This is a genomic window from Paraburkholderia heleia NBRC 101817 (assembly GCF_000739775.1).
GTDB lineage: Bacteria > Pseudomonadota > Gammaproteobacteria > Burkholderiales > Burkholderiaceae > Paraburkholderia > Paraburkholderia heleia.
On record NZ_BBJH01000026.1, the window covers coordinates 1 to 24,955 of the forward strand.

The 24,955-nt window shown below is 63.7% G+C and carries 19 protein-coding genes and 2 pseudogenes; 7 read left to right on the plus strand and 14 right to left on the minus strand.

The genetic code is table 11. From position 1 onward, the window contains the following. Both BHE01S_RS21565 and tssC read right to left on the minus strand, forming a co-directional pair. Positions 1–289, minus strand: a pseudogene (locus tag BHE01S_RS21565) (type VI secretion system tip protein VgrG); the annotation flags it as partial. 106 nt (positions 290–395) lie between these two features. Further along, a pseudogene (gene tssC, locus BHE01S_RS21570) lies at positions 396–1,083 on the minus strand (type VI secretion system contractile sheath large subunit); the annotation flags it as partial. Between the two features lie 565 nt (positions 1,084–1,648). On the opposite strand from tssC, the gene BHE01S_RS39220 reads away from it, so the two are divergent. The 4 genes from BHE01S_RS39220 to BHE01S_RS21590 all read left to right on the plus strand — a co-directional run bounded on the left by BHE01S_RS39220 (position 1,649) and on the right by BHE01S_RS21590 (position 3,829). After that, positions 1,649–1,816 carry a hypothetical protein gene (locus BHE01S_RS39220; RefSeq protein ID WP_245639818.1) on the plus strand — a complete coding sequence of 56 codons (168 nt, stop codon included), beginning with the start codon at positions 1,649–1,651 and terminating at the stop codon, positions 1,814–1,816. A 16-nt stretch (positions 1,817–1,832) separates the two neighbouring features. Then, complete coding sequence (locus BHE01S_RS21580) at positions 1,833–2,162, plus strand: transposase (RefSeq protein ID WP_042267519.1); 330 nt, start codon at positions 1,833–1,835, stop codon at positions 2,160–2,162. 391 nt (positions 2,163–2,553) lie between these two features. After that, complete coding sequence (locus tag BHE01S_RS21585) at positions 2,554–3,612, plus strand: IS630 family transposase (protein ID WP_042267520.1); 1,059 nt, start codon at positions 2,554–2,556, stop codon at positions 3,610–3,612. Between the two features lie 25 nt (positions 3,613–3,637). Continuing rightward, positions 3,638–3,829: a hypothetical protein gene (locus BHE01S_RS21590; protein ID WP_042267521.1), complete on the plus strand. Its 192-nt coding sequence runs from the start codon at positions 3,638–3,640 to the stop codon at positions 3,827–3,829. Positions 3,830–4,130: 301 nt separating this feature from the next. Here the strand turns inward: BHE01S_RS21590 and BHE01S_RS21595 are convergent, their stop codons facing one another. The 5 genes from BHE01S_RS21595 to BHE01S_RS21615 all read right to left on the minus strand — a co-directional run bounded on the left by BHE01S_RS21595 (position 4,131) and on the right by BHE01S_RS21615 (position 12,332). Beyond that, positions 4,131–4,511, minus strand: a complete 381-nt coding sequence (locus BHE01S_RS21595) for a BON domain-containing protein (protein ID WP_042267522.1) — start codon at positions 4,509–4,511, stop codon at positions 4,131–4,133. A gap of 141 nt (positions 4,512–4,652) precedes the next feature. Next, on the minus strand, positions 4,653–5,855 hold the full coding sequence (locus BHE01S_RS21600; RefSeq protein ID WP_042267523.1) for a TIGR03118 family protein: 1,203 nt from the start codon (positions 5,853–5,855) through the stop codon (positions 4,653–4,655). A gap of 147 nt (positions 5,856–6,002) precedes the next feature. Next, positions 6,003–7,322: a tetratricopeptide repeat protein gene (locus tag BHE01S_RS21605; protein WP_167337701.1), complete on the minus strand. Its 1,320-nt coding sequence runs from the start codon at positions 7,320–7,322 to the stop codon at positions 6,003–6,005. Between the two features lie 213 nt (positions 7,323–7,535). After that, positions 7,536–10,262 (minus strand): MGH1-like glycoside hydrolase domain-containing protein, encoded by a 2,727-nt coding sequence (locus BHE01S_RS21610; RefSeq protein ID WP_042267524.1) that lies wholly within the window; start codon positions 10,260–10,262, stop codon positions 7,536–7,538. A 108-nt stretch (positions 10,263–10,370) separates the two neighbouring features. Beyond that, positions 10,371–12,332, minus strand: coding sequence for an amylo-alpha-1,6-glucosidase (locus BHE01S_RS21615; RefSeq protein WP_042267525.1), 1,962 nt, complete (start codon positions 12,330–12,332; stop codon positions 10,371–10,373). Between the two features lie 308 nt (positions 12,333–12,640). On the opposite strand from BHE01S_RS21615, the gene BHE01S_RS21620 reads away from it, so the two are divergent. Then, a complete protein-coding gene (locus tag BHE01S_RS21620; protein ID WP_052406039.1) occupies positions 12,641–14,404 on the plus strand; it encodes a tannase/feruloyl esterase family alpha/beta hydrolase in 1,764 nt (587 codons plus the stop codon). Here BHE01S_RS21620 and BHE01S_RS21625 read toward each other — a convergent pair. The 6 genes from BHE01S_RS21625 to rbsK all read right to left on the minus strand — a co-directional run bounded on the left by BHE01S_RS21625 (position 14,401) and on the right by rbsK (position 20,545). Continuing rightward, the gene (locus BHE01S_RS21625) at positions 14,401–15,429 is read right to left on the minus strand and encodes a substrate-binding domain-containing protein (RefSeq protein WP_042267711.1); all 1,029 of its coding nucleotides are present in this window, start codon (positions 15,427–15,429) and stop codon (positions 14,401–14,403) included. The genes BHE01S_RS21620 and BHE01S_RS21625 overlap by 4 nt on opposite strands. 196 nt (positions 15,430–15,625) lie before the next feature. Then, positions 15,626–16,600: a ribose ABC transporter substrate-binding protein RbsB gene (gene rbsB / locus BHE01S_RS21630; protein ID WP_042267527.1), complete on the minus strand. Its 975-nt coding sequence runs from the start codon at positions 16,598–16,600 to the stop codon at positions 15,626–15,628. A 107-nt stretch (positions 16,601–16,707) separates the two neighbouring features. Then, a complete protein-coding gene (locus BHE01S_RS21635) occupies positions 16,708–17,667 on the minus strand; it encodes an ABC transporter permease (RefSeq protein WP_042267528.1) in 960 nt (319 codons plus the stop codon). Between the two features lie 43 nt (positions 17,668–17,710). Then, positions 17,711–19,207 (minus strand): sugar ABC transporter ATP-binding protein, encoded by a 1,497-nt coding sequence (locus tag BHE01S_RS21640; RefSeq protein WP_304622438.1) that lies wholly within the window; start codon positions 19,205–19,207, stop codon positions 17,711–17,713. A 19-nt stretch (positions 19,208–19,226) separates the two neighbouring features. Continuing rightward, entirely contained in the window at positions 19,227–19,625 is a 399-nt protein-coding gene (gene rbsD / locus BHE01S_RS21645; RefSeq protein WP_042267531.1) for a D-ribose pyranase, read from the minus strand. Next, on the minus strand, positions 19,622–20,545 hold the full coding sequence (gene rbsK, locus BHE01S_RS21650) for a ribokinase (RefSeq protein ID WP_042267532.1): 924 nt from the start codon (positions 20,543–20,545) through the stop codon (positions 19,622–19,624). Before rbsK ends, rbsD begins: the two co-directional genes overlap by 4 nt. Positions 20,546–20,784: 239 nt before the next feature. Here rbsK and BHE01S_RS21655 point away from each other — a divergent pair, with 239 nt between their 5' ends. Further along, a complete protein-coding gene (locus BHE01S_RS21655) occupies positions 20,785–21,705 on the plus strand; it encodes a 3-hydroxyacyl-CoA dehydrogenase family protein (RefSeq protein ID WP_042267534.1) in 921 nt (306 codons plus the stop codon). Positions 21,706–21,723: 18 nt separating this feature from the next. Here the strand turns inward: BHE01S_RS21655 and BHE01S_RS21660 are convergent, their stop codons facing one another. Further along, positions 21,724–23,190, minus strand: coding sequence for a sigma-54 interaction domain-containing protein (locus BHE01S_RS21660; RefSeq protein ID WP_042267536.1), 1,467 nt, complete (start codon positions 23,188–23,190; stop codon positions 21,724–21,726). 355 nt (positions 23,191–23,545) lie between these two features. Between BHE01S_RS21660 and BHE01S_RS21665 the strand changes: the two genes are divergently transcribed. Further along, entirely contained in the window at positions 23,546–24,946 is a 1,401-nt protein-coding gene (locus BHE01S_RS21665) for a GntP family permease (protein WP_042267537.1), read from the plus strand. Positions 24,947–24,955: the final 9 nt, after the last annotated feature.

Genomic DNA, 24,955 nt, shown 5'->3' on the forward strand with positions numbered 1-24,955 from the left:
CGATGCCGTGAATGGTGTATGCAGGCGGCTTCTTGCTGAACTTCTGCGCGTTCTCGCCATACATCCTGAGCAGATTGCCCATGTTCGGATCGATCGGATCGATGGCAAACCGGGCGGGGCGCCCGATCACCTGGTCCATCGGGATTCCAGCCATGGGGCTTGTGAATTCAATCTCGTACCAGTACAGCTGGCTGATCCTGTCGATACCAGCAAATTTCAGGACCGAGAAGGGCGCCGGGTGTGGCGCCAGTTTCAATTCATAAGCCTGCAACGGCATGACCATCGACATCGGAGACCTCCTCAACGCGCGAACGCAACGGCATAGCCGGGGCACTGATCGGTGCCCCGGCGGGTACATGCGGGAATCGTCAGATCAGCCCGGTCAGCTCTTGGCCTTTCTGCGTCGAATCGGCCGAGAAGAAGCACGCGAAGTCGTGGTTCTTGTAGAACGAGAGCGGAATGAAACCGAGATTCGCAAACTCGAATTCGCGCGTCTCCGGAATCAGCACTTCCGTCGGGATCTTCGGCTGGACACCAGTCCCAAGGTCGTAAAGGTGAAGAGGCAGCCCTTCGACCTTGCCACCAGCCTGCGGACCGCGGATCTGAACACACCACCCCGTTATTCACGAAGCTACGCGTCATGTTCGCAGCGAACGCGAACGATGCGTTGACCCACAGGTACCGGTTATGATCTGGGCCCTTCACCGCTTCTTCGTAGTTGAAGGCACGCACCGGCACTGTGTCCTTGCCATACGGCAGACGGCCCAGCACGCGCGGCATCGTCAGACCCACGTAGCGGGCATCATCCATGTCTCGGAAGCTCTTCCATTTGATGTACTCGGCGCGGTCGAAATAGTTGCCGATATCCTGGATGGCCGCCACTTCTTCCATCGACTGCTTGCCCAAGAATGCCGGACCCACCGAGCCGATGAACGGCATGTGCGCGGCAGCCGCCACCTTCGAGATGTTGCGCAGCAGGGCGATGTCCATCGGCGAATTCGAAAACTCGAAGTCGCTGATCATGGCGCTGATCGGCTGGCCACCGGGGGTGTCGTATTCCTCGATGTACGCGAGGCGATACAGTAATGAGATGGCATAAAGTGCTCGATCGATAATTTAACATTGGCTAACATAGCTCAATGCGCTAGCAAAATCTCTGTAAAGAGTAGAATCCCACGTATTTCAACGAATCTTATTGATGGCTGTCAAACATACGTTAGGTTTACTAACTTATCTTAATAATTTATTCGATGCACATTGATATCGAATAAATGTTAATTTAATTTAACGAATTCTCCGATCTATGTTGATAAGTGTTCCATGGTAAAAGCGTTTGATTTTTGCTAGCCTGGCGTTTTCGCTGATGCCGGGTCTTGGATGAAGTGTGTCGTTGTGCTGGAGGCAGTTGAGGAGCTGACGTTGCAGCAGACGTCGATCAATCACCCTCTTCGGGGGATACGCGAACACGCGCGGCGGGCTTGTTGATGCTCGGACGTGGCCTCAAGCCACGTGTCATCGCGGCCCAACTGGGCGTGAATGGCCAGAGCGTCTACAACTGTCGCACGCATGGCGAGAGTGCGGCGTATGCGGCTTGATGGGTGCGCATAACGGCGGTCGGCATGCGCTGCTGAGTGAGGCCTAGATCACCGTGGCCCTGGACATCGCGCGCGCCGAACCCCTGTTGAGTCGCATCGCCCAGCGCCTCGAAGCTGCGCTCAACGGACCGCTGCCCTGCAAGATTGAAACGCTGGGTGAAGCACTCGAGCGCAATGGCTTTTCGTTCAAGCGAAACCGCTACGCGCTCAAAAAAGCGTAATGAAGAAGTGTTCGCGATGAAACAGACCACACTCGAGAAGCTCCAGCAGGCCGCGCGCGATGGTGCCGTGCGGCTGTATCTGGATGAGGCGGGCTTTCATGGATCGCCGCCGGTTCAGCGTAGCTGGTCACCGCGAGGCTTGCCCCATCAGTTCGAACCGAATCATCATTGCCGTCGCAGCATGATCGGTGCGCTGGACTTCGGCGAGAACACGTTGATCCACGCCGCGCATGGCGGGACTATCAAAGCCCCGAACGTCGAGCACTTCATCGACGGCTTGCTCGCGGATGCCACCCCTGAAATACCGATGGCGTCGAGCCCTCACCTGGACACGCGATACCATTGACGCAGAACTTGCAGCATTGCTAATGCAGATACGGCACTGACTTTCAAATCAATTTCTCGTGAACACTTAGCGTCTCTACGACGGGAACGGTAACGCTGCCGTAGACATTGATTTCGACCATGACCATGGTTTCGGCGCCCCGCATTCGCATAATCGGGACAACGGCGTCAGAGATAACGGGAATGCCTTCTCCCTGTTGGCTTATTAAAGAGGTTTTGTGTGAACAGGCTAAAAGAGTTTTAGTATTTCCACGACTGGCATATGGATACACTCGCCGTGCGTGATCGCCATAAACTCATCATTGCGCTTGAATTCAACGGGAAACGCGCAACACTGACTTTTAACAGGACTAGTCCATTGAACCATTGAAATTGCACTGATCTAATAGTGCATGGGTAAAATGAATCTGAGTGAAACCGAGCGCGAAGAGCTGATGTCGATTCAGCGCAGCCGCACGATGGCCGTTGGCCAGGTGAGGCGTGCGCGATTGATCTTGCTGCTCGACGAAGGGGCCTCGCGCGCGGCGATCATGGCCGAATTGCACTGCGATTCGCGTTTCATCACAACGTGGCAAACGCGTTTCGCAAGTGAGCGCCTGGCAGGCCTGTACGGCAGACATCCAGGCCGCACGCCGCGACCTGACCTCGCGGGTCTTGAAGCGAGAGTGCTCGACTACACGCTGCGACGCAAGCCTGCCGACGGCTCGACGCACTGGAGCAGCCGCAAACTGGCGGCACAGCTGGGCATGGCTTTCATGACCGTGCAACGTATCTGGCGCAAGCACGACATTCGGCCACATCGTCTCGATACGCACATGGTGTCCAATGATCCTGACTTTGAGGCGAAGGCGGCCGACGTGATCGGGCTGTACCTCAATCCGCCATTGCATGCGGTGGTGTTCTGCGTGGACGAGAAGACAGCCATCCAAGCGCTGGATCGCAAGGACCGGATGCTGCCGCTCTCGCCCGGGCGCGCCGAGAGCCATGGCTTTGAATACAAACGCAACGGCACCCTGAGCCTGTTCGCGGCATTGAATGTTGCCACCGGTGAGGTGCTGGGCAAAACCGCGCCACGCCACACCAGCACCCAGTTTGTTGCGTTCCTCACCGAGGTGGTATCGGCGCAGCCACGCGGAAAGGAGATTCACGTGATCTGCGACAACGTGAGCAGCCACAAAACCGACGCTGTTCAAACATTTCTGGCTGACCATCCGAAGGTCTCGATACATTACACCCCCACGTATTCGTCATGGCTGAACCAGGTCGAGAACTGGTTTGCCCGCATCCAGCGCGACGTCATTGCGCGTGGCGTATTCACCAGCACCAAGGATCTCGACAAAAAGCTCATGCGTTACATACGTCAATACAACAAGCAGGCGCTCCCGTTGAAATGGAAGTACTCCGATCCATCGCGGCGAATCCGGTGCAATTCATCCGGTTCAACGGACTAGCCGCTGTACCGTTGAGCATTTCAGCGTGGCGAATAACATCGTTTTTGAAGTAACGATACTCAAACCGGGCGATGCTAATTACGACCTCGCGCTCGCTATGCTAGCGAAGAGTGAGCGTTTTTCCGATACGCCAGGGAGCCGGATAGCGTTAGTCCTTGCTACGGCCGGCGCGGAACTGGCCGTCGAGTTTGAGACGCTGGAAATCGCTACTGTGTGACGTTATGCGCAGACGGCGCACGCATGGAGACCGACATAGGGTGCCGCCCCTCCGGTTTTCCCGTCACGCCCGCGAAACCAGCCTTGGTAGGGGTTGCCGGAAAACAGCTGTTTCCGAGACGGGGCAGCCGCAGCGCGCGCAATAAATCGCCTCATGCACGCCACGACGATTCGTTAACTAATGTACTTACCAAAAGCGTGGCCTTTGAGTACAAAGTTACCAGGAAGCCCTTTCGCCGGCGTATGAAAAGATGGGGCATCGCCTTCCGGAGGCGTTGCCCAGTGCGGCGGCGCGCGAGATGCTATTCGCTGGCCGCGGCATCCCCTTTCCGGGCTGTCAAGCGGTTCGTCACGGCCTTCACGCCCAGCACCGGCCTTGCCGCATTGGCCGCGCGCGAGATCTGCCAGGTCTGTGGGACTGTGCCCGAGAGCGTGACGACACCATGGCTGACCCGGATGTGAATATCCGAATCGTCGAGATCCGGGACGCGCCTGATGGCGCGGCGAACGTCGCGTACCACCGAGCTGTCCGGCCGGGTTCCGGGTGTCGATGCCGAGACTCTTTGCACGGCCCCACCGACAGGCTCGTTCATACCGGTTTGCGCGTTCGCATTGGCAGCGCAGTTCGCGACAGCCACGAACACCATCACGCAGATCGTTCCCTTCGCACCGTCTCTATTCATGCTGCCTCCATCGGGTCGAGTCAACCGAGGAAAAAGCGCCCCCTCTGCGCGTATATTCTCACAGGAATTCACGCGTCGACCCATAGACAGCGAAAAGGCACGCTTCGACTGTCGCGAAGCGCGCTGGCAATGTGCCGGGCGCTACATGCCCATGCTCGTCCCTGCACCCGTTCCCGTTCCCGTACCGGTGCCGATGCCGGTGCCTGTGCCCGTAGTCGCGCCTGTGTTCGACGTCGCATTCAAATCGATCCTTCCATACACACCATCGGCTTCGTCATTCGGCCCCGCCGCAAAAAACAGCGTATTGGAAGGCTGATTGCTGAGGTCGTTGCCGAACGCAATGCCCCATACGCCCGGCTCGACAAGCGCCTTGCCGTTCGACCCGGCGAGCGGTCCCATCGACTGGCCGTTCGAGGCGTTGAACGCATTGATCGCGCCGTTACCGAAATTGCCGATCAGTATCGCGCCACTCATCGAGCCGAAGTTTGCCGGCGCCTGGGCGATGCCCCATGGCGCATCGAGCGGACTCCCTGTCGCGAAGCGCTGCTTCAGGTTGCCGGCCGTGTCGTACACGTCGACCATGCCGAGCCCCGCGCCTGCGACATCGTCGTGCCTGGCCGCGTCCTGCATGGCATACGTGACGAACAGATTCGAGCCGACCGCCTGAATGCCGAACGGCGCGAAGCCGGCCGGGATCGCCGGGTCCGTGAAGCCGCCGGGCATCGTAACCTTGTTGAATGAGGTATTGAAAACATCGATCTTGTTGTTATGGAAGTCGGTCGCGTAGAGGAAATTCGCGTTGTTCATCGTCGCGAGCGCGAGACCCTTGTACACGGCGCCGCCCGTGCCGTCGTCGTACATGACGAACGCGTTGGTCGGCCCGACCGCCGGCGCCCACGCGGTGATGGTGCCGCCCTCGCCCGCGAAGATGAATGCCGCGACGCCGGACTTGCCGTTTTCCGTGACGGTAAAGCTTTGTGTGCCGTTGAAGACGAGGCCCGTGGGCGATGCCGTGCCGTTCTTCCCGTTCGGTATCGCGACGATCAGCGATTGCGGCACGCCGTTGCCGTCATAGAGCGTTGCGACATTGGTGCCGTTGTCCGCAACCCAGACGAAACCTTTCGGATTAAAGGCGACACCCCACGGGTTTCTCAGATTCCCGTCGATGTGGGCGGCCGCCACCGCGCCATCGGAAACGAGCGCCGTCGCCGCGAACGACGACTGGACGGGCGCGCTCGCACTGCCGGAACCCGAACTGGAACCGGAACTGCCGCCACACGACACGAGCGTCGCGATGGCCGCGCCACACGCTACGACGCCAAATACGGCGAGTAGAGACTTCATGACCGCACTCCTCGTTCAGTCCAAGGGACTAACGGAAACAGAACGAGGAGGACGCAGCGTTTATTCCAGTGAAGAGCCAGGACTTGCTTTGCGGGAGCACGCAATGACTGAACTAGCTAGCGAAAAACCCATGGACGGCTATGAGCGCTATGCGTGACTCTCCGGCGCCTGCAGACTCGCCGATACCGGCGGCAATCTGCGCGGCGTACCGAGCAGGGCGAGTTGCTTCTCGTGCGGCGTCAGCGCCCCGCTGTCGCGCTTGTCCGCCTCGGCATATTTTTGTGCCGCATGAGACAGATCGCCTTCGTTTTCCAGCGCCTGTCCCCATAGTTCATACGAGGGCGCGAGATCGGGACGAAGTTCCACCGCATGCGCGAGCTTGACGATCGCCGCCTCATACTGGCCGTTGTCGATGAGCGCTTCTCCCCAGTCATGCAGGATGTTCACGTCGTCGCGATGCATTTCATCTGCGCGGTGAAACGCGCTGAGGGCTTCGGCATACCGGTGCGCGTGCAACAAGACGTCGCCGAGCAGGCGCTGGTTCTCCGCGGTGCTCCACCGCTCGTGAGCGCCCGCGCGAAGCTCCTTGATCGCGGCGTCGATTCTATGCTCCTGCTCGAGCGCAATGCCGAGATTGGCCCGCAAGACGGCCGAGTGCGGATACAGCAGCAGCGCGTCGCGCGACTGCTGTTCCGCCTCCTCGGAGCGGTTTTGCCTCAGCAGCAGCCAGCCTTTTCCAGCGAGCGCCCATTGGCGTTGCGGCGAGCCTGGCCGGCCGAGGACATCGTCATAGATCGCTTCGACGTCGCTGTAGTCGCATTGACCCGGCGAACACCGTGTCTTTTGCACCGTCGAGAACACGTGGCTCGCGAGCGTATTCGGTTCGACGAGACGCATGACTTCGATCGCGATGTCTCGCACCGACTGGTTGAAGTCCTTGCCTGTGAACGCGACGTCGTCGTGCATGGCGTTGAACGGGCCGTTTTCGATCTGGATATGCGCGACATACGCATCCGCACCGTCGGCCGCATGCGTAATGCCGATATGGACGACCACGTCCTGCTTGTTCCTGAACAGCGTCGATTTGAGAAACCCGACAATCGAGGCATAGGACATGTCCTGGCCCGGCAGCTTGATATCCGGGCTGTCGTTATCGGCCAGCGATACATCGTGCGGAACCGCGTCGCTGTCGCTGCTGATGCCGCGCATCGCCGCAAGAATGCGTTCTGCCAGCAATTCCGGGGCATAGCCGGTTTCGGCCAGCGCTTTCGGCGTTTCAATCGGCGGCACCAGCACGTGTTGCGTGAGCGCCCCCGAGATGACGAGCCAGCAAAAAGGAACGGTCAGCACCACGATGACCCAGGTCAGCACAAAGGGCCATAGCTCCCGTGGAGCGCGGCCGATCAGTTCGATCAGCAACAACACATGCGAAAGACCCGCGGGCCTGCGATCTGGAACGCTCGACATGTTGCACCTCGACTCGGCTGCAGCTGGCTGTGCCCAACTGTCGGTCGGCGTGAACGCATCGACTGTGCCAGTACTCTCGAACGCTTTACTGCTGGGCGTTCTGGCCATGTTTGCGAATTTCGGGCGGCGCGGGTGTTATCTCCTGACCGACTCTTAAACATGGCGAGTGCCGGTTTGCGGCACACAGTTGTCATCGAGGCTGATCCGTCGCGCTCACTTCACCGCCTCCACGTCTTCGATCTGGCCCGCCACCGGCACATTGCCCGAGGGGCTCATCATGCGCGGCTGCAGCATCAGCGCGACGAGCCCGGTCCAGCCGGTCTGGTGCGATGCGCCGACGCCGCGTCCGTTGTCGCCATGGAAGTACTCGTGAAACAGCACGAGACCGCGGCAGCGCGGATCGGCCTGCAGCAGCGGGTACGCGCCCATCACCGGGCGCTCATTGTTGCGGTCGAGCAGGAAGAGCGTCGTGACGCGGCGCGCGAGCTCGTCGGCGATCTGTGCAAGTGAAAGCTTCTTGCCTGACCCGGTCGGATACTCGACACGAAAATCGTCGCCATAGTAGCGGTGGAATTCGTACAGCGACTCGATCAGCATATAGTTGACCGGCATCCACACCGGGCCGCGCCAGTTCGAATTGCCGCCGAATACGCGCGATTCAGATTCGGCGGGCAGATACTTGACGCGGAAGTCGCAACCGTTGTGCCGGTAGACGAAAGGCTCGTCGAGATGGGCGCGCGAGAGCGCACGCACGCCGTGGTCCGAGAGAAACTCGGCTTCGTCGAGCATACGCCGAAGCAGCGCCTTCATCCGGTGCCCGCGCAATAGCGAGAGCAGCAACGCATTGCCCTTGCCGGGTTCGTTCCAGCGCGACACGAGGCTCGCCAGGTCGGGCCGGTGCTGGAGGAAAAAAACAAGCCGCTCGCGCAGCCCCGGCAGCCCGCCATGGACCCGCTCTTCCAGCACGCGCACCGCGAAGAAGGGAATCAGCCCGACGATCGAGCGCATGCGCAGCGGCACGCTGCTGCCGTCCGGCAGCCTCAGCTTGTCGTAGAAAAACTCGTCCACGCTGTCCCACAGGCCCGTGTCGCAGCCGTCGTCGCAGCTCACTGCCCCCGCGATATACAGGAAGTGCTCGAAGAACTTCACGCCGATATCGACGAACACATGGTTTGCGAACGCGAGCTCGAGCGCGATGCGCATCAGGTCGAGCGCATAAGCCGCCATCCACGCGGTGCCGTCCGCCTGGTCGAGGTGCCCGCCTGTTGGCAGCGGCGACGAACGGTCGAAGATGCCGACGTTGTCGAGTCCGAGGAAGCCGCCCTGGAAGATGTTGTGGCCGTCCGCATCCTTGCGGTTCACCCACCACGAGAAGTTCAGCAGCAGCTTGTGGAAGATGAGTTCGAGAAAATCCCGGTCCGCCTTGCCGGTGATTGCGCGATCGATCTCATACACGCGCCACGCCGCCCACGCGTGCACGGGCGGATTCGCGTCGCCGAAGGCCCATTCGTAGGCAGGCAACTGGCCGTTCGGATGCTGATAGCGGTCTTTCACGAGCAGCAGCATCTGCTTCTTTGCAAACATCGGATCGACCAGCGCGAACGCGACCGCCTGAAACGCGAGGTCCCACGAGGCATACCACGGGTACTCCCATTTGTCCGGCATCGAGAGAATGTCCGCGTTGCACAGATGCCGCCAGTCCGCGTTGCGCCCGCGCTGGCGCGCTGCGGGCGGTGGCGGCTGCAGCGGGTCGCCTGCCATCCAGCGGTTCACGTCGTACTGGTAGTACTGCTTCGACCACAGCATGCCCGCCAGCGCCTGGCGCTGCACGAGCCTCGCGTCGGCGCTCTCGATGTCGCGCTGCAACGCGTCGTAGAACGCGTCCGCTTCGGCGATGCGCTGCGCGAACAGGCTGTCGATGTCGAGCGCCACGTCCTCCTTCGGCGCGGACAGCGGACGCCAGCGGAACGTGACGACCGCGCGGCCGTGCGCCGCGATCTCGAGATGCACGCGCGCGGCCGCCTTCGTGCCCGCGTCACGCCGGATCGCGTCGTGGTTGCCGTGCACGACATAGTCGTCGAAACCGTCCTTGAACGGACCGGCGCCGTCCATGCCGAAGAGACGCTTCACGTTGGTCTCGTTCTCGCAAAACAGCCATTCGACGCGCTCGCCTCCTTTTGCGGCGGCCGTCACGACGAGCGGCTCGTGCGTGCCACAGTGGGCGACGACGTGCTCGCCCCCCGCCGACGAGACCAGCGTGAGAGACGGCTTGCTCGTGGCCTTCCACGACCACGTATTGCGCGCCCAGATCTGCGGCAACACGTCGATCGATGCGTGCTGCCCGGCGCGGTTCTCGACTGTCACGCGCATGGCGATGTCTTCCGGCGTGTGCTTTGCGTATTCGATCTGCACATCGAAATAACGCTCATCGTCGAATGCGCCCGTGTCGAGAATTTCATATTCGGGCAAGCCGACGCCGCGCCGCGCGTTTTCGTCGATCAGGTCCTGGTAGGGAAACGCGGCTTGCGGGTACTTGTAGAGCATGCGCATATACGAATGCGTCGGCGTGCTGTCGAGGTAAAAGTACAGCTCCTTCACGTCCTCGCCATGATTGCCTTCCTGATTCGTGAGGCCGAACAGGCGTTCCTTCAAAATAGGGTCGAGGCCGTTCCATAGCGCGAGCGAACAACACCAGTCCAACCGCTCGTCGGCGAAACCGGCCAGACCGTCCTCGCCCCAGCGATAGGCGCGCATGCGCGCGTGGTCGTGCGGGAAGTAGTCCCACGCGGTGCCATGCTCGCTATAGTCCTCGCGCACCGTGCCCCATTGGCGCTCGCTGAGGTACGGTCCCCAGCGCTGCCAGCGGGCGTAGTCGGCCGAGTACAGGCGTTGGCCTTCGACCGTGTGGATGAGGCCGGCGGCGCGCTGCAGCATGGGCATCTCCTTGAATTGGGGCCGCCAGGGTGGGGCGCGAGCGGCGAACGCCGCGAGTCTTCCATGCTAGCGCGGTTTGCCCGTCGGGCGTGCGCGCAGCGCCGCGGGCGCGGGTTAGCCCGCGTCGCCAAGCCGCTTGAGAACGCGCATCAATTCGCCGAGCGACCATGCCTGGAACGGTGCGCCGCCGGGCTCGTGCGGCGCGTCGCCGTCGGCGACCTCGGAAACATGGTCGAGCCCGGCACGGTCGAGATGCGCGAGCAGCGGCACGATGAACCGCTCGCGAGCCACCGCGCGCTGCGTCGCGTGATCGCCGTTCACATGCAGCCAGGCATCCACGAAGGGGCCGAGCAACCAGGGCCAGACAGTGCCCTGATGATAGGCGCCGTCGCGCTCCAGCACACCGCCCCGGTACTGCCCACGATACGCGCGGTCCGACGGTGCGAGCGTGCGCAGCCCCATGGGCGTGAGCAGATTGGCCTCGACCTGGGCGACGACCGGGCGCGCCGCATTGCCTTCGAGCAGCGCGAACGGCAGACCGCCTGCCGCGAAGATCTGGTTCGGCCGAATCGAGCGATCGGCCGTGCCCTCCACATGATCGACGTCGACCACGTCGAAGAGCGCGCCCGTCGACGGATCGACAAAGCGCCCGGCAAACGAGGCGCTGGCGCGCGCTTCGAGTTCGCGCCAGCGCGTATCCCATGCCGCGGCAATGCGCAGCGCATTGATCCACAGCGCCTGAATTTCGACCGGCTTGCCAATGCGCGGCGTGACCACCCAGTCCCCCGCCTTCGCATCCATCCAGGTGAGCTGCACGCCCGGCACGCCCGCTCGCAGCAGCGCGTCGCGCGGATCGGCTGCGATCCCGTAGCGCGTGCCGCGCGCATAGCCTTCGAGGATGGCGTCGACGGCGCATTGCAGCGCGTGCCGGGCTTCGCGCGGCACGTTCGCAGCGGCGAAGTAGTCGTGCACCGCCACGACGAACCACAGCGATGCATCGACGGAGTTGTATTCGGGCTCGCCGCCCGCATCGGGAAAGCGATTCGGCAGCATGCCCTCTGAAACGGTCGCCGCCCATTCGAGCAGGATCGTGCCGGCCTCCTCATAGCGCCCGTTCGCGAGCAGCAGGCCACGCATGGCGATGAACGTGTCGCGGCCCCAGTCGGTGAACCACGGATAGCCCGCGACGATCGTGCGGCCGTCGCCGCGCGCGACGACATAGGCGCTGGCTGAATGCTGCAGGCGCGAGCCGGGCGCCGCGCGGCGCACTTCTTCGAAGCCGGCGAGCCGTTGCGCGCGGCTCAGCGCGCTTTCTCCGCTGTCGAATGAGGCATCGGGTACGCCCGACGATGATTGCGCGCGCAACAGCATTACAGCGTCGCCCTTGCGCAAATCGAATGTGAACACGCCTGGCGTCGCGAGATCCTCGATGCAGTCGAGGCCGCGCTCGCGCTCGCGCGTGTAGCAGAAGTTGCGGTACCAGTCCGGCGCGTGCGTATAGCCGCCGTTCGCGTGCGCGACGATGGCGGGCAGATCGCCGTACGGTTGCCAGCGTACGTGCTCGCCGTCGATCCGGGCGTTGAAATCGAATGCCGCGTTCTCGTGATGCAGCCCGTGATAGTCGCGGCCCGAAATCAACGGGCGGACTTTCAGCACGGCTTCGCCAGTGCCGGACACTCCGTCGAGCCGCCAGCGCAGCACGGTCTCGCGGGTCGCCCTGGCCACGAACACTTCTGCCGTGAGCACGGCGCCGCCTTCCAGCCGGTAGCGCCACGTCGGCCACGGCGATGTGTCGAAGCTTGCGATGCGCTCCGACGTGTCGGGATAGAGCAGATCGGGGGCGTAGCGCTGCATCGTCAGTGCCGTCTTGCGCTCCCCGTCCTCGAGCCAGGCTTCGATGCCGTTGACGAGCACCACGCGGTTCGTGGGCGGCTGCCTGGCCGTGAGCAGCAGCGCATGATAGCGGCGCGTGCGCGCGGTGCCGACCGTGCCGGACGCGAATCCGCCAGCGCCGTCCACCTGGAGCCATTCGTCGTCGAGGCGCTGCGCATCGACGGGGCTATCAAGACGCGTCATCGGTTGTCCTGCTCTCGTGGATCACCTGCGCAACGATACTACCGTCGGCGTGCCACAGCCGGAAAGCGAATCGAAAGACGAACCGCCAACATCCGCCAGCATCGGGCAAACAGGTCGTGCGCAAATTGGCGGGTGCCGCGCGCACTAGCGACTATTATGGATTCACGCATCACGCGCCGCGCGCGAACTCGAAAGCGGCGGCTATGCCATTGCCAAAAGGAATCAGGGGTAGGAGTGCGCGGCGGCATAGGGGCCGATGCCGCGGCTTGCAGCGCTGTCTCGAGGCCTCACTGGAAGGAGACAACGCAATGAACTCGAACGGCGGGCTGTGGCGCGCGTGGAGGCTCGTACCTTCGCGAGCGGGTGCGTTCTGCGTGCTGGTGCTGTGCGCCATCTGGAGCCTCGGCACGTATGCGCAACCGGTAGCGGACTCGTGCCGCGACGCGGCCTGCGGACCGCACGGGACGCCGCCGCCGTCAAAAACGGGTTGCCCGCAATTGATCGGGCTGACCGTTGCGGCCCGCAAGATCGACCTGCCGACCACCGGCGCCGTCGTCACGTCCGCAACGCAGATGGCGGCAAGCGGCAGCGGAGCGACCGCCACCGGTTCGTACTGTCTCGTAGCGGGCGCGATCCATCCGGTCGATCCGTCCGCGCCGGACATCCTCTTCGACATCGCATTGCCTGACCGGTGGAACGGCAAGGTCCTGATGCTCGGCGGCGGCGGTTTCGACGGCTCGATTCCCGCCGTGACCGGCAACGTGCCGAGCGCGCCGCCCAATCTGCCGGGACCGCTGTCGCGCGGTTACGCGGTGTTCGCGAGCGATTCCGGGCACGAAGCAACCAACGGCGCAGTGAACGGCGCGTTTTCCGTCAACGCCGAAGCGTACGACAACTTCATGGGCGCTGCGCTGAAGAAAACGCACGACGCCGCACTCGTGATCGTCAAGGCCCATTACGGCGTGCATCCGTTCAAGGCGTATTTCGCGGGCGGCTCGACTGGCGGGCGCGAGGCGCTGACCGTCGCGCAGCGCTGGCCGCGGGACTGGGACGGCGTGATCGCGTTCTATCCCGCCTACGACTTCACGACGCTGAGCCTGCAGCAGTTGCGCGTGACCGAAGGCTTCGCGGCGCCAGGCGCGTATCCCGACACCGCGCAGCGCGCGCTGCTGCTCAAGGCGGTCATGCAGGCATGCGACGGGCTCGACGGTGTCGTCGACGGCCTGATCAGCAACGTGCAGGCGTGCAACGCGACGTTCAACCCGGCAACCGCCAGTGTCGACGGCGCGCCCCTGCGCTGCGCAGGCGGGGTGGCGCACGGCGACACGTGTCTTTCAGACCCGCAGATCGCGGCGCTCAACACCATGAATACGCCGCTCGTGTTTGCGTACCCGCTCGAAAGCGGCGAAACGCAGTATCCGGGCTACAACGTGTATGGCGCCGATCTCGGCGTGGGCAGCAACTCGCCGCTCGAGCCGACCGTCACGACGCTCGCATTGGGCACGACGCAGCCGTCGTATCCGCTGCAGAGCACCGCGATGTTCGACGGGCAGATCGCCGACGAGTTCGTCCGCTACACGGTCATCGACAACCCGAACTTCGACTCGCTCACGTTCAATCCCGCGCTCGCGGGTCAATCGTCGGGGCGCATCAGCATGCTCTCGGGACTCGACGCGACCGACGCGAACCTCACGCGTTTCATGCGGCGCGGCGGCAAGCTGCTGATGGCGCACGGCACGGTGGACCAGACCGTCAGCACGCGGGCGACCGAGGTCTACTTCCAGCGCATGCAGCTGGCGATGGGTTTCGGCGCCGTGGCGTCGTTCGTGCGCTTCTATGAGATTCCGGGGCTTCAGCACGCCGTCGGCACCGAGTTCAACGCGTCGTGGGATTCGCTCACGGCACTGGAAAACTGGGTCGAGCACGGCACGCCGCCAGCGCACCAGGTCGTCACCGACACCGCGGGCGTACCGGGCCGCACAAGGCCGCTGTGCCAGTATCCCGCATGGCCCAGCTATAACGGCGCGGGCGACGTGAACAGCGCGAAGTCGTTTACGTGCGTGCAGGGTTAGCGCAGGTCAGGCCGCCCGTGCCGCCGATAGTGGATCTGCGCGGGCACCTGAATGGACTCGGGCGCGCCTTCGCCTTCGAGCAGCGAAAATACGCACCGCAGGCTATGTTCGGCGAGTTGGCCGCTGTCCTGCACGATGGCGTCGATGCGAAGCGGCAGGCAGTCGAGCAGTTGATGATCGTCGAAGGTCATCACGCGGCCCGGCGCCTGCGTGAGCTGATGCGCTTCGTTCACGAATTCCAGCAAGCCTTCGAGCAACGTGATCGAACCGGCGAACAGCGCCTCGGGATAGCGCTCATGCGCCTCGAACCAGGCCTTCATCAGCGCATAACCCGACTCTCTCTGGTAGTCGCGCTGAAACACCCAGCCGGCCTGCTCCGCAATGCCGTGCCGCTCGAGCGCGAGCCGATAGCCCGCGAGGCGGTCGCGGCTCGGCGAGAGTTCCGGCTGGCCGCCGAAGAACACCACTTCCCGCGCGCCTTGCTCGATCGTCTCGCCGACCAACGCAGCCACCGTTTCTGCGGCGTCGGTAATCACATAGGGAATCGCGCTCGTCGCCACGCGCCGGTCGGCGAACACGATCGGCAAACGCTTGACCCACTTGTCGTAGCGCGGTGCATCGGCGGTGCACGGCACGACCACCACGCCGTCCACCTGCTGCGCGACCAGATGCGCGATGCCTTCGGTCTCGCGCACCGGGTCTTCGTCGCTCGTCACGATCACGAGCTGATAGCGGTAGCGCTCGCGGCATTGCCATTCCATGGCCTGGGCAAGCGCGGCGTGCGCCGAGTTGGTCAGATCGGGGATCACGAGGCCGATCGTGTTGCTGCGCCGCGAGCGCAGCGCGCGCGCCGACTGCGACGGCGTGAAATGATGGTCCCTCGCCACCTGCAGCACGCGCTCGACCGTCGCCGCCGATATGCGGTAGCGCTCGGCATTGCCGTTAAGCACCATGCTGGCCGTGGTGCGCGAAACTTCCGCGAGGCGGGCAATGTCGTCGATAGTCAGACGCTCGAACTGGGACACGCGGCGTTCCTGCTGGATGTAGGTTGGGGATCGGGTGAACGCGAGGCGAAGCGCCGGCGATGCGGCGGTGAGCGAGGGCAAGCCCCAAAACGAAGCGCCCCGTATGGCACGGGGCGCGCAGTCGCTCTCAAGCGCGCGCGTACGCGAAAACCTTCGCGTCCGATGGTACTACGCTCGCGCGCGCCTGAAAACGTGCTTACTGCTTGTACAGGTTCAGCGGCACCGGGATGAACTTGTCGACCGGCTGGCCGTCGACCACCTTCTTCGCGGCCTGCACGCCATACTGGCCGATCAGTTCGGGCTGCTGCTGCACGGTCGCGGCCATCTGGCCGGCCTTGACCGCGGCGATTGCATCGTCGGTCGCGTCGAAGCCGACCACGGCCACGTTCTTCAGGCCCGCAGCCTGCAGCGCCTTCACCGCGCCCAGCGCCATTTCGTCGTTCTGCGCGAACACGCCCTGAATGTCCTTGTTGCTCTGGATGATGTTTTCCATCACCGAAAGACCCTTGGCGCGATCGAAGTCGGCCGGCTGCTTCGTGACGATCTTCAAACCGCCTTTTGCCGCGATTTCGTCGTCGAAGCCGGCGCCGCGCTCGTTGGCAGCCGACGAACCCGGAATGCCCTGCAGCTCGACGATGTTGCCCTTGCCGCCCAGCTTGTCGGCAAGGAAAGCGGCGGCCATCTTGCCGCCTGCCTTGTTGTCCGAAGCGATATGCGAGCTGACTTGCGCGCCGTTCACGCTGCGGTCGAGCGAAATCACCTTGATGCCCTTGCTGGTCGCTTCCTTCACGACGTTGGCCACCGCTGAAGAATCGGTCGGGTTGATGAGGATGACGTTGACCTTCTTTTCGATCAGGTCTTCCACGCTCGCCTGCTGCTTCGCCGGATCGTTCTGCGCGTCGACGGTGATGAGCGTCACGCCGTCCTTCCTGGCCTCGTCTTCGGCGCCCTTCTTGAGCGAGACGAAGAACGGATTGTTGAGCGTCGAGATCGACAGGCCGACCGTGACCGCGCCGCCCGAAGCCGGCGCCGCGGCCGAGGCGCCGCTCGCGCCGGCGTCGGCCGTGCTGCCCGGACCTTCCTTCGAGCAGGCCGCGAGGCCCAGCACGAGCGAACCGGCGACGAGCGCTGCCAGGAGTTTCGGGATGGACGGCGAGTTGTGCTTATGCATTGTCTTCCTCCTCGTTATATGTGGAGTGTGTGGAGATAAAAACCTCAGGATAACTACTGATACGGGACTGCCGCGCCGCGCGAATGGAACATGGCGCGGCTCGGGTATTACGACGACTTCTTGTTGCCGCGATCGATCAGCACGGCGAACAGGATCACGATGCCCTTGATGACCTGCTGATAGAACGACGACACGTCGAGCAGGTTCAGGCCGTTGTTGAGCACGCCGATCAGGAGCGCGCCCACGAGCGTGCCGAAGATCCAGCCACGGCCGCCCGTGAGGCTCGTGCCGCCCAGCACGACCGCCGCGATGGCATCGAGCTCGTAGCCCGTGCCCGCGGTCGGCTGCGCGGAGTTCAGTCGCGAGGTCAGCACCACGCCGGCGAGCGCCGACATGACGCCCGCGAGCGTGTACACCCACAGCTGGATGCGATCGACCTTTACGCCGGAGAGCTTCGCCGATTCGGCATTGCCGCCCGTTGCGTAGATATGGCGGCCGAACACGGTCTTGCGCAGCAGAATCCAGAACACGCCGAACATCACGAGCATGAGCACGACGGGAATCGGCACGAGGCGTGCGACATAGCCGCCGCCGAGCAGCGAGAAAAAGTCGCTGTTGAAGCTGCTGATCGGGCTGCCGTTCGACACGACGAGCGCGAGACCGCGCAGCACTGTCATCGAACCGAGCGTGGCGATGAACGGCGCGACCTTGCCCTTGCTGATCACGAGACCGTTGGCGAAGCCCATCAAACCGCCAGCCACGAGGCCGGCGAGTGTCGCCACGATGGCGGGAGTGCCCGCGCTCAGCAGCGTCGCGATGATCACCGACGACAGCGCGAGCACGGAGCCCGCCGAGAGATCGATGCCGCCGAGCAGAATCACGAGCGTCATGCCGAACGCGATCAGCGCGTTGATCGACGCCTGCCGCATCACGTTGAGCAGGTTGTCGAGCGTGAGGAAATCGCGGCTCACGATCGAGAGCGCCACGGAAATGATCAGGAGTGCCACGAAGGGTCCGAGCTTTTGCAGCGTCGCCCGGCTGCCGGGGGTGAGGGTCACTTGCGACATGTCATGTCTCGCTAGTTTTCAGTGAATGAGTCGGCGCCTTCGCTCAGGCTGCGACAGCTTGCGTAGCCGCCTGACCGCCGGCTGCCGCGGTCATGATCCGTTCCTGGGTGGCCGTGTGCGCTTCGAAGATGCCGTTCTGGCGCCCCTGATGCATGACGAGAATACGGTCGCTCATGGCCAGCACTTCGGGCAGCTCGGACGACACCATCACGATGGCGACGCCCTGCTCCGCGAGCTGATTGATGATCGTGTAGATCTCGGCCTTGCCGCCCACGTCCACGCCGCGCGTGGGCTCGTCGAGCAGCAGCACCTTCGGCGGCTGCGCCAGCCACTTCGCGAACACGACTTTCTGCTGATTGCCGCCCGAGAGGGCCTTGACGTCCAGTTCGGCGTCGCGCGTACGCACACGCAACTGCTTGATGAGACCGTCGACAGCGCTGCGCTCCGCGCGCTCGTTGACGAAGCCGAGGGTGGCATACTGGTCCAGATGCACGAGCGTCGCGTTTTCGCGCACCGACATGCCGAGCACGAGCCCCTGACGCTTGCGGTCTTCCGTGACGAAGCCGATACCCGCCGCAATCGCGCCAGACGCGTCGCGCGCCTCGAACGGCTTGCCGTCGAGCATGACGGTGCCCGCAGTCTTGCGGTTCGCGCCGAACAGCGTGCGCAGAATCTCGCTGCGGCCTGCTCCCATCAGTCCGGCGATACCGAGCACCTCGCCCGCGCGCACGTCGAACGTAACGCCTTCGATATGGCCGTCGTCCGCAAGCCCCGCCACGCTCATGCGGATGTCGCCCGGCACATGGCTGCGTTTCGGGAAACGCTCGCCAATCTCGCGGCCCACCATCAGGCGCACGATCTCGTCGAAACCGGTCTCGCCAATCGCGCGCTCGCCGACGAAATGGCCATCGCGCAGCACGCTGATCTTGTCGCACACACGGAATATCTCTTCCATGCGGTGCGAAACGTAGACGATCGCCACGCCGCCCGCCTTGAGCGACTGCATGATCGCGAAGAGCGTTTCGATCTCGCGGTCCGTGAGCGCCGCGGTCGGCTCGTCCATCACAAGGACTTGTGCATTCAGCGACAGCGCCTTGGCGATTTCCACGAGCTGCTGCTGCCCGATGGAGAGCAGCCCCGCCTCGGTCTGCGGATCGATACGCTGCGCACCGACCTTGTCGAGCCATTTGCGCGCCTCTTTGCGCATCGTCGCGGTATCGACCATGCCGAAGCGGCTCGGCTCGCGGCCAAGGAAAAGATTCTCCATCACCGTCAACTGCGGGATGAGGTTCAATTCCTGGTGAATGATGGCAATGCCCGCGCGTTCGGCCTCGACGGTGCTGCGGATCTGCATCGCGCGCCCATCCACGAGGATTTCGCCTGCATCGGCCTGGTACACACCGCTCAGGATCTTCATGAGCGTCGATTTGCCCGCGCCGTTTTCGCCCATCAACGCGTGGATCTCGCCCGCCTCAATGCGGAAATCGACGCCTTCGAGCACCCGAACCGGACCGAACGCCTTGCCGATCCCCTGCATCATCACTTGCATCCTGGACCTCTCAGAAGATCACGCCCGAATGCAAGATCACATTCGCGTAGGGGCGGCATTCGCCGGTGCGGATCACCGCCTTCGCCTCGCGGCAGCGGCGCTTGAATTCTTCGTGCGGCACGTTTTCCACCGCGATGTGCGCGGCGGCCATATCGCGGCTGCGTGCCGCCACGGCCGCGTTGTGCGTTTGCGCCTCGCTCGCGAACACCGCGCGCTCGGCCTTGAAGTCGGCGAGCACGCTGTCGAGCACGGCGAAGAAGTCGGGCACACCCAGCGCGAGCGCAACGTCGATGCATTCCACGCCGTCGGGAACCGGCAGCCCGCAGTCGGCGATCACGAGGCTGTCCGTGTGGCCCATGCGGGCCAGCACGCGTGCGATGTCGCGATTCAGATGTCCGTGTCTTTTCACTGCGAACCTCGGGCTTGCGCGCTCAGAAAGGCTTCGAGCTCGGCGAGCGTGGGCATGCCGCCCTGCGCACCGGCGCGCGTCACCGAAAGCGCGGCCGCCGCGTTCGCGCGCCGCACGGCCTCACCCATGCCGAGATGCCAGAACGCCGCGAGCGCGCCGTTGAAGGTGTCGCCGGCGCCGGTCGTATCGACGGCTTCGACGCTGAATCCCGGCTCATGCACGAGCGCGCCATTAGCGCCGGCGTCGGGGTTCGCGTAATACGCGCCGTCTTTACCGTGGGTCATGGCAATACGCGGGCCATGCGCGGACGCGCGCACGATGACCTCGGCCCACGCGCCTTCCGGTGTTTGCAGCGCGGTCGCCAGTTCATGCTCGTTTGGCGTGAGCAACGTGGTCAGCTCGAGCAGCTCGCCGCTCAGTTCGATTGCGGGCGCGGGATTGAGAAAGAACGGCTTGCCGTGTTCGTGGGCGCGCCGCGCGGCGTGCAGCACCGTTGCATAGGGCACTTCGAGTTGTGCGAGCACGACGTCGGCCTGTGCGAACGCGGCGCTTGCACGGTCGATGTCTTCGGGCGAAAGCGCGTGGTTCGCGCCAGGCACGACGATGATCGCGTTATCGCCGCCCGAGAGCGTGATCGACGCGATGCCGGTCGCCTCGCGCGCCGTGCTCACATGGGCGATATCGACGCCTTCGCGCGCCAGCGTCGCTTTCATTTCGCCACCGAACGCGTCGGCGCCGACGCAGCCGATCATCGTCACCTCCGCGCCAAGGCGCGCCGCCGCGACCGCCTGGTTCGCGCCCTTGCCGCCCGGATGCGTCGAAAAATGCGTGCCGAACAGCGTCTCTCCGAGCCGGGGAAACGTATCGGTCGTGACGACCATGTCCATGTTGATGCTGCCCACCACCACTACGCGCGCCATTGCACTCCCTTTCCACGGCTTGCCGCACCTGCGGTTTTTTGCCGTGCTAAAACGTAATCAGCTTGGGAGCGCAGTTATACCAGAGTCGCCGCGCGAGTGAAATAGACCCAGGGTATAACCGGATGCCCAGGTCACTATGTCCCCGGTTCTCGACGGCCAGCCGAAGCGGGACGACGCCGTGCCATGCGAAGCGCTATGCTGTCGAACCCAGATCAGGAACAGCAAGGAGATGACGCAGCATGAAGAAAACGGTGACGGTGGCGGGCGTGGTCGGTACGGGGTTGATGGGCGTCGGCATCGCGACGCAATGTGCACTGCACGGCCTGCGCACGATCGTGCATGACGTCGATCCCGCACGGCTCGAGAGCGTGCCCGTGAAGGCCCAAGCCGTGCTCGACGAATTGACCGACGCGGGCCGCATCGATGCGGCCACACGTGCAGCCGCGCTTGCGCGTATCGAAACGAGCGCAACACTCGAAGCCATGGCCGACGCCCAGTTCGTCTTCGAGGCCGTGCCCGAAGTGCTCGATCTCAAGCACCGGCTCTATGCGCAAATCGAAGCAGTGCTGGCCCCCGACGCGATTCTCGCGAGCAACACGAGCGGCTTCGAGCCGGATCTGCTGGCAGGGCCGCTAGCCGCACCCGAGCGCTTCGTGATCGCGCATTTCTGGAATCCGCCGCACATGATCCCGCTCGTCGAAGTCGTGCCGGGGGGCGCCACCACGCCCGACGTCACCGCGCGGACCGAGACGCTCATGCGCGCGATCGGCATGGAGCCCGTGGTGCTCGCGAAGGCGATCCCCGGCTTCGTCGGCAACCGGCTGCAATTCGCGGTGCTGCGCGAGGCGCTCAATATCGTGCGTTCGGGCGCGGCGAGTCCCGAAGTGGTGGACCGCGTAATGAAGGCGTCGCTCGGCCGCCGGTGGGGCATCGTCGGCCCATTCGAGAGCGCGGACATGGGCGGCCTCGACACCTTCGTCGACATCGCCTCGCATCTCATGCCCGAACTCGCGAAGGACGAAGACGTGATCGATTTGTTGCGCGCGCAAGTACAGGCAGGCCGCGTGGGTGTGCGCAGCGGCGCGGGTTTTTACGACTGGGACGAAGCGCATGTCGCGCGCGTGAAGGCCGCGCGCAAACAACTCATCGCGGGCGGGTGACCGCACGGACTCGCGGCATCAAACGTCGATGCCCAGCGCGACGATGCGCCGGTACAGTGTCGCGCGCGCCATGCCGATCTGCGCGGCGGCTTTCGTCACCTGCCCGCCCGCTACGCGCAACGCTTCGGTCAGGAAGCGGCGTTCGTAATCGCGCATTGCTTCGCCGTACTGCTGGTACGGCGGATCCTGCTGCACGCCGGCACCGTCCGGCGTGTCGTGCGGATCGCCCTCCGCCTCGTCCCGGCGCTGTCCGCGCCCATCGCCGATGAAGCGCGCGAGCGAGCGCGCATCGATGCGCTCGCTATCCGATAGCAGCACCGCGCGCTCGAGCGTATTGCGCAACTCACGCACGTTGCCCGGCCAGGTGTACGCACACAGCACTGCAAGCGCATCCTTGTCGAGTTCGAGATGCCCCGCACCGCTCTCCACCGCGAGCTTGTCGAGAATCGAATACGCCATCGCCTCGATGTCTGCCAGGCGCTCGCGCAGCGGCGGCACACGAATCATCAGGACGTTGAGCCGATAGTAGAGGTCCGCGCGAAACCGGCCCTGCGCCACGAGCGCGGGCAGGTCCGCCGAGGTCGCCGCAATGATGCGCACGTCGGTGCGCACGATGCGATTCGAGCCGAGCGGCTCGAACTCCTGCTCCTGCAAAACCCGCAGCAATTTGCCCTGCAGCGCGAGCGGCATGTCGCCGATCTCGTCGAGAAATAGCGTGCCGCCCTGCGCCAGCTCGAACTTGCCGATGCGCCCCTTGCGCTCCGCGCCCGTGTAGGCGCCCGCCTCCGCGCCGAAGAACTCCAGTTCCAGCAGCGTGTCGGGAATCGCGGCGACGTTCACCGTCACGAGCGGTGCGTCCGCGCGTCCGGACGCGCCGTGTATGGCGTGCGCAAGCAGCTCCTTGCCCGTGCCCGTTTCGCCGAGCAACAGCACCGGCGACGCGAGACGCGCAGCCCGGCGCGCCTGGCGCTTCACTTCGAGGCTTGCGGCGCTCGTGCCGATCAGGCTCGAAAAGCTGTACTTCGCGCGACGCACCTGCGCGAGCGACTGACGCGTGCTGATCAGTTCGGCTCGCAGCCGCGCGTACTGGCTGAATAGCGGCGACAGCCCCTTGAGTTCGTTGAACAGCACGAAGCCGACGGCACCGATCGTTTCGCCGTTGTCGTCCTTGATCGGCAAACGCGTGACGACGATCGGATCGCGATCGGTCTCGAGAATGTCGAGCAGGATGGGCTCGCCTCCCTTCACGACGTCGCGCATCATGCTGTTCGGAATGACGGCTTCGCAATCGAGACCGATCACCGCCGTGGGATCGTTAAAGCCGAAGCGCGCCGCGTAATCGCGGTTGATCCATACCACGCGCGCGTTGCGATCAACGATCACAGTGCCTTCACTGAACTTGTCGAGCGATTGAAAGAGCGATTGCATCGCCAGCTTGCGCACGTGGTCGTAGTCGGCCAGCAGCGCGGTCGTTTCGATTTCCATTGGGTGCTTTTCTTTGGTCGCGGCCCTGACGTGGTTTGTCACGGTCACCGAATTCCCAGTTTCGGGACGCATTATCTCAGAAATGAGATTGCGCCATATTCCCGGCAATTTCGCGGATTGACGCGCGGGCTCGCTCGCCACGGCGCGCTTTTCCGCCTTGGCCGTCTCACTTTTGAGACTTGCCGCCGCCGCAACCACCGCAGCGCACCCACATGTTCCATGCCACCCGTTTGCGCGCCGCTTCGCGCAAGGCTCTACGCCCGCTGGCACATATCGTGCTCTATTGCGCGGTCGCGCCAGCTTCGGCGCGCGCAAACAACAAACAGACCTGCACGAATAACCGACTGGAGACAAGATGTCCTTTGTGATTGTGATCGCCGCTTTGGCGTTCCTGATGTTCGTGGCCTACCGCGGCTACAGCGTCATTCTCTTTGCGCCCATCGCCGCCCTGGGCGCCGTGCTGCTGATCGATCCCTCCGCCGTCGCCCCCGTGTTTTCCGGCATCTTCATGGAAAAGATGGTCGGCTTCGTCAAACTCTACTTCCCCGTGTTCCTGCTCGGCGCGGTGTTCGGTAAGGTCATCGAACTATCTGGCTTCTCCGAGGCGATCGTGGCCGCCGCGATCCGCTACATCGGCCGCTCGCGCGCCAATGCCGTGATCGTCGCAGTGTGCGCGCTGCTCACGTATGGCGGAGTCTCGCTGTTCGTCGTGGTGTTCGCGGTGTATCCGTTCGCCGCCGAACTCTATCGCCAGAGCAACATTCCCAAGCGCCTCATGCCCGGCGCGATCGCGCTCGGCGCATTCACGTTCACGATGGATTCGCTGCCCGGTACGCCGCAGATCCAGAACATCATCCCCACGACGTTCTTCAAGACCACGGCGTGGGCCGCGCCCTGGCTCGGCGTGATCGGCTCGATCTTCATCATCGTGGTCGGCCTCACGTACCTCGAATGGCGCCGCCGCAGCGCCATGGCGAAGGGCGAAGGCTATGGCACTTCGCTCGTGAACGAACCGGAGCGCGTCGAGACCGGCAACCTGCCGCATCCGGCGCTGGCCATTGCGCCGCTCGTGCTCGTTGGCGTCGCGAACTTCCTGCTGACGAAGTGGATTCCGCAGTGGTACGGCGAAAGCTTCACCGTTGCGCCGGACGTGCTGCCCGGCATTCATGCGCCCGTGACGGTCGCTGTGAAAAGCGTGGTGGCCATCTGGGCCGTGCAGGGCGCACTGCTGGCCGGCATTCTGCTCGTCATCGCGACGGCGTTCGGCCGCGTGAAGGAACGCTTCGCGACCGGCACGAAGACCGCCGTGGGCGGCGCGCTGCTCGCCACGCTCAATACGGCATCCGAGTACGGCTTCGGCGGCGTGATCTCGGCGCTGCCCGGCTTCCTCGTGATCGGCAATGCGCTCAAGGCCATTCCGAATCCGCTCGTCAATGCAGCCGTTTCCGTTTCGGCGCTCGCGGGTATCACGGGTTCCGCGTCGGGCGGCATGAGCATTGCGCTCGCCGCCATGTCGGACACCTTCATCAAGACCGCGCAGACCATGCATATTCCGATGGAAGTGCTCCACCGTGTGGTGGCGATGGCGAGCGGCGGCATGGATACGCTGCCGCACAACGGCGCGGTCATCACGCTGCTCGCGGTCACGGGCCTCACGCACCGGGAATCGTATCGCGACATTTTCGCTGTGACCATCATCAAAACGCTCGCGGTCTTCTTCGTCATCGCCGTGTTCTACCTGACCGGTATCGTCTAACCCGCATTC

What these genes read in the sequence shown, in the direction of transcription:
- BHE01S_RS21615 (WP_042267525.1), bottom strand. Translation starts at nt 12,332, where the DNA reads ATGACGCGTCTTGATAGCCCCGTCGATGCGCAGCGCCTCGACGACGAA.
- rbsK (WP_042267532.1), bottom strand. Translation starts at nt 20,545, where the DNA reads ATGGCGCGCGTAGTGGTGGTGGGCAGCATCAACATGGACATGGTCGTC.
- BHE01S_RS21605 (WP_167337701.1), bottom strand. Translation starts at nt 7,322, where the DNA reads ATGTCGAGCGTTCCAGATCGCAGGCCCGCGGGTCTTTCGCATGTGTTG.
- BHE01S_RS21660 (WP_042267536.1), bottom strand. Translation starts at nt 23,190, where the DNA reads ATGGAAATCGAAACGACCGCGCTGCTGGCCGACTACGACCACGTGCGC.
- BHE01S_RS21610 (WP_042267524.1), bottom strand. Translation starts at nt 10,262, where the DNA reads ATGCCCATGCTGCAGCGCGCCGCCGGCCTCATCCACACGGTCGAAGGC.
- BHE01S_RS21665 (WP_042267537.1), top strand. Translation starts at nt 23,546, where the DNA reads ATGTCCTTTGTGATTGTGATCGCCGCTTTGGCGTTCCTGATGTTCGTG.
- BHE01S_RS21640 (WP_304622438.1), bottom strand. Translation starts at nt 19,207, where the DNA reads ATGATGCAGGGGATCGGCAAGGCGTTCGGTCCGGTTCGGGTGCTCGAA.
- BHE01S_RS21620 (WP_052406039.1), top strand. Translation starts at nt 12,641, where the DNA reads ATGAACTCGAACGGCGGGCTGTGGCGCGCGTGGAGGCTCGTACCTTCG.
- BHE01S_RS21595 (WP_042267522.1), bottom strand. Translation starts at nt 4,511, where the DNA reads ATGAATAGAGACGGTGCGAAGGGAACGATCTGCGTGATGGTGTTCGTG.
- BHE01S_RS21600 (WP_042267523.1), bottom strand. Translation starts at nt 5,855, where the DNA reads ATGAAGTCTCTACTCGCCGTATTTGGCGTCGTAGCGTGTGGCGCGGCC.
- BHE01S_RS21585 (WP_042267520.1), top strand. Translation starts at nt 2,554, where the DNA reads ATGGGTAAAATGAATCTGAGTGAAACCGAGCGCGAAGAGCTGATGTCG.
- BHE01S_RS21635 (WP_042267528.1), bottom strand. Translation starts at nt 17,667, where the DNA reads ATGTCGCAAGTGACCCTCACCCCCGGCAGCCGGGCGACGCTGCAAAAG.
- BHE01S_RS21655 (WP_042267534.1), top strand. Translation starts at nt 20,785, where the DNA reads ATGAAGAAAACGGTGACGGTGGCGGGCGTGGTCGGTACGGGGTTGATG.
- BHE01S_RS21580 (WP_042267519.1), top strand. Translation starts at nt 1,833, where the DNA reads ATGAAACAGACCACACTCGAGAAGCTCCAGCAGGCCGCGCGCGATGGT.
- rbsB (WP_042267527.1), bottom strand. Translation starts at nt 16,600, where the DNA reads ATGCATAAGCACAACTCGCCGTCCATCCCGAAACTCCTGGCAGCGCTC.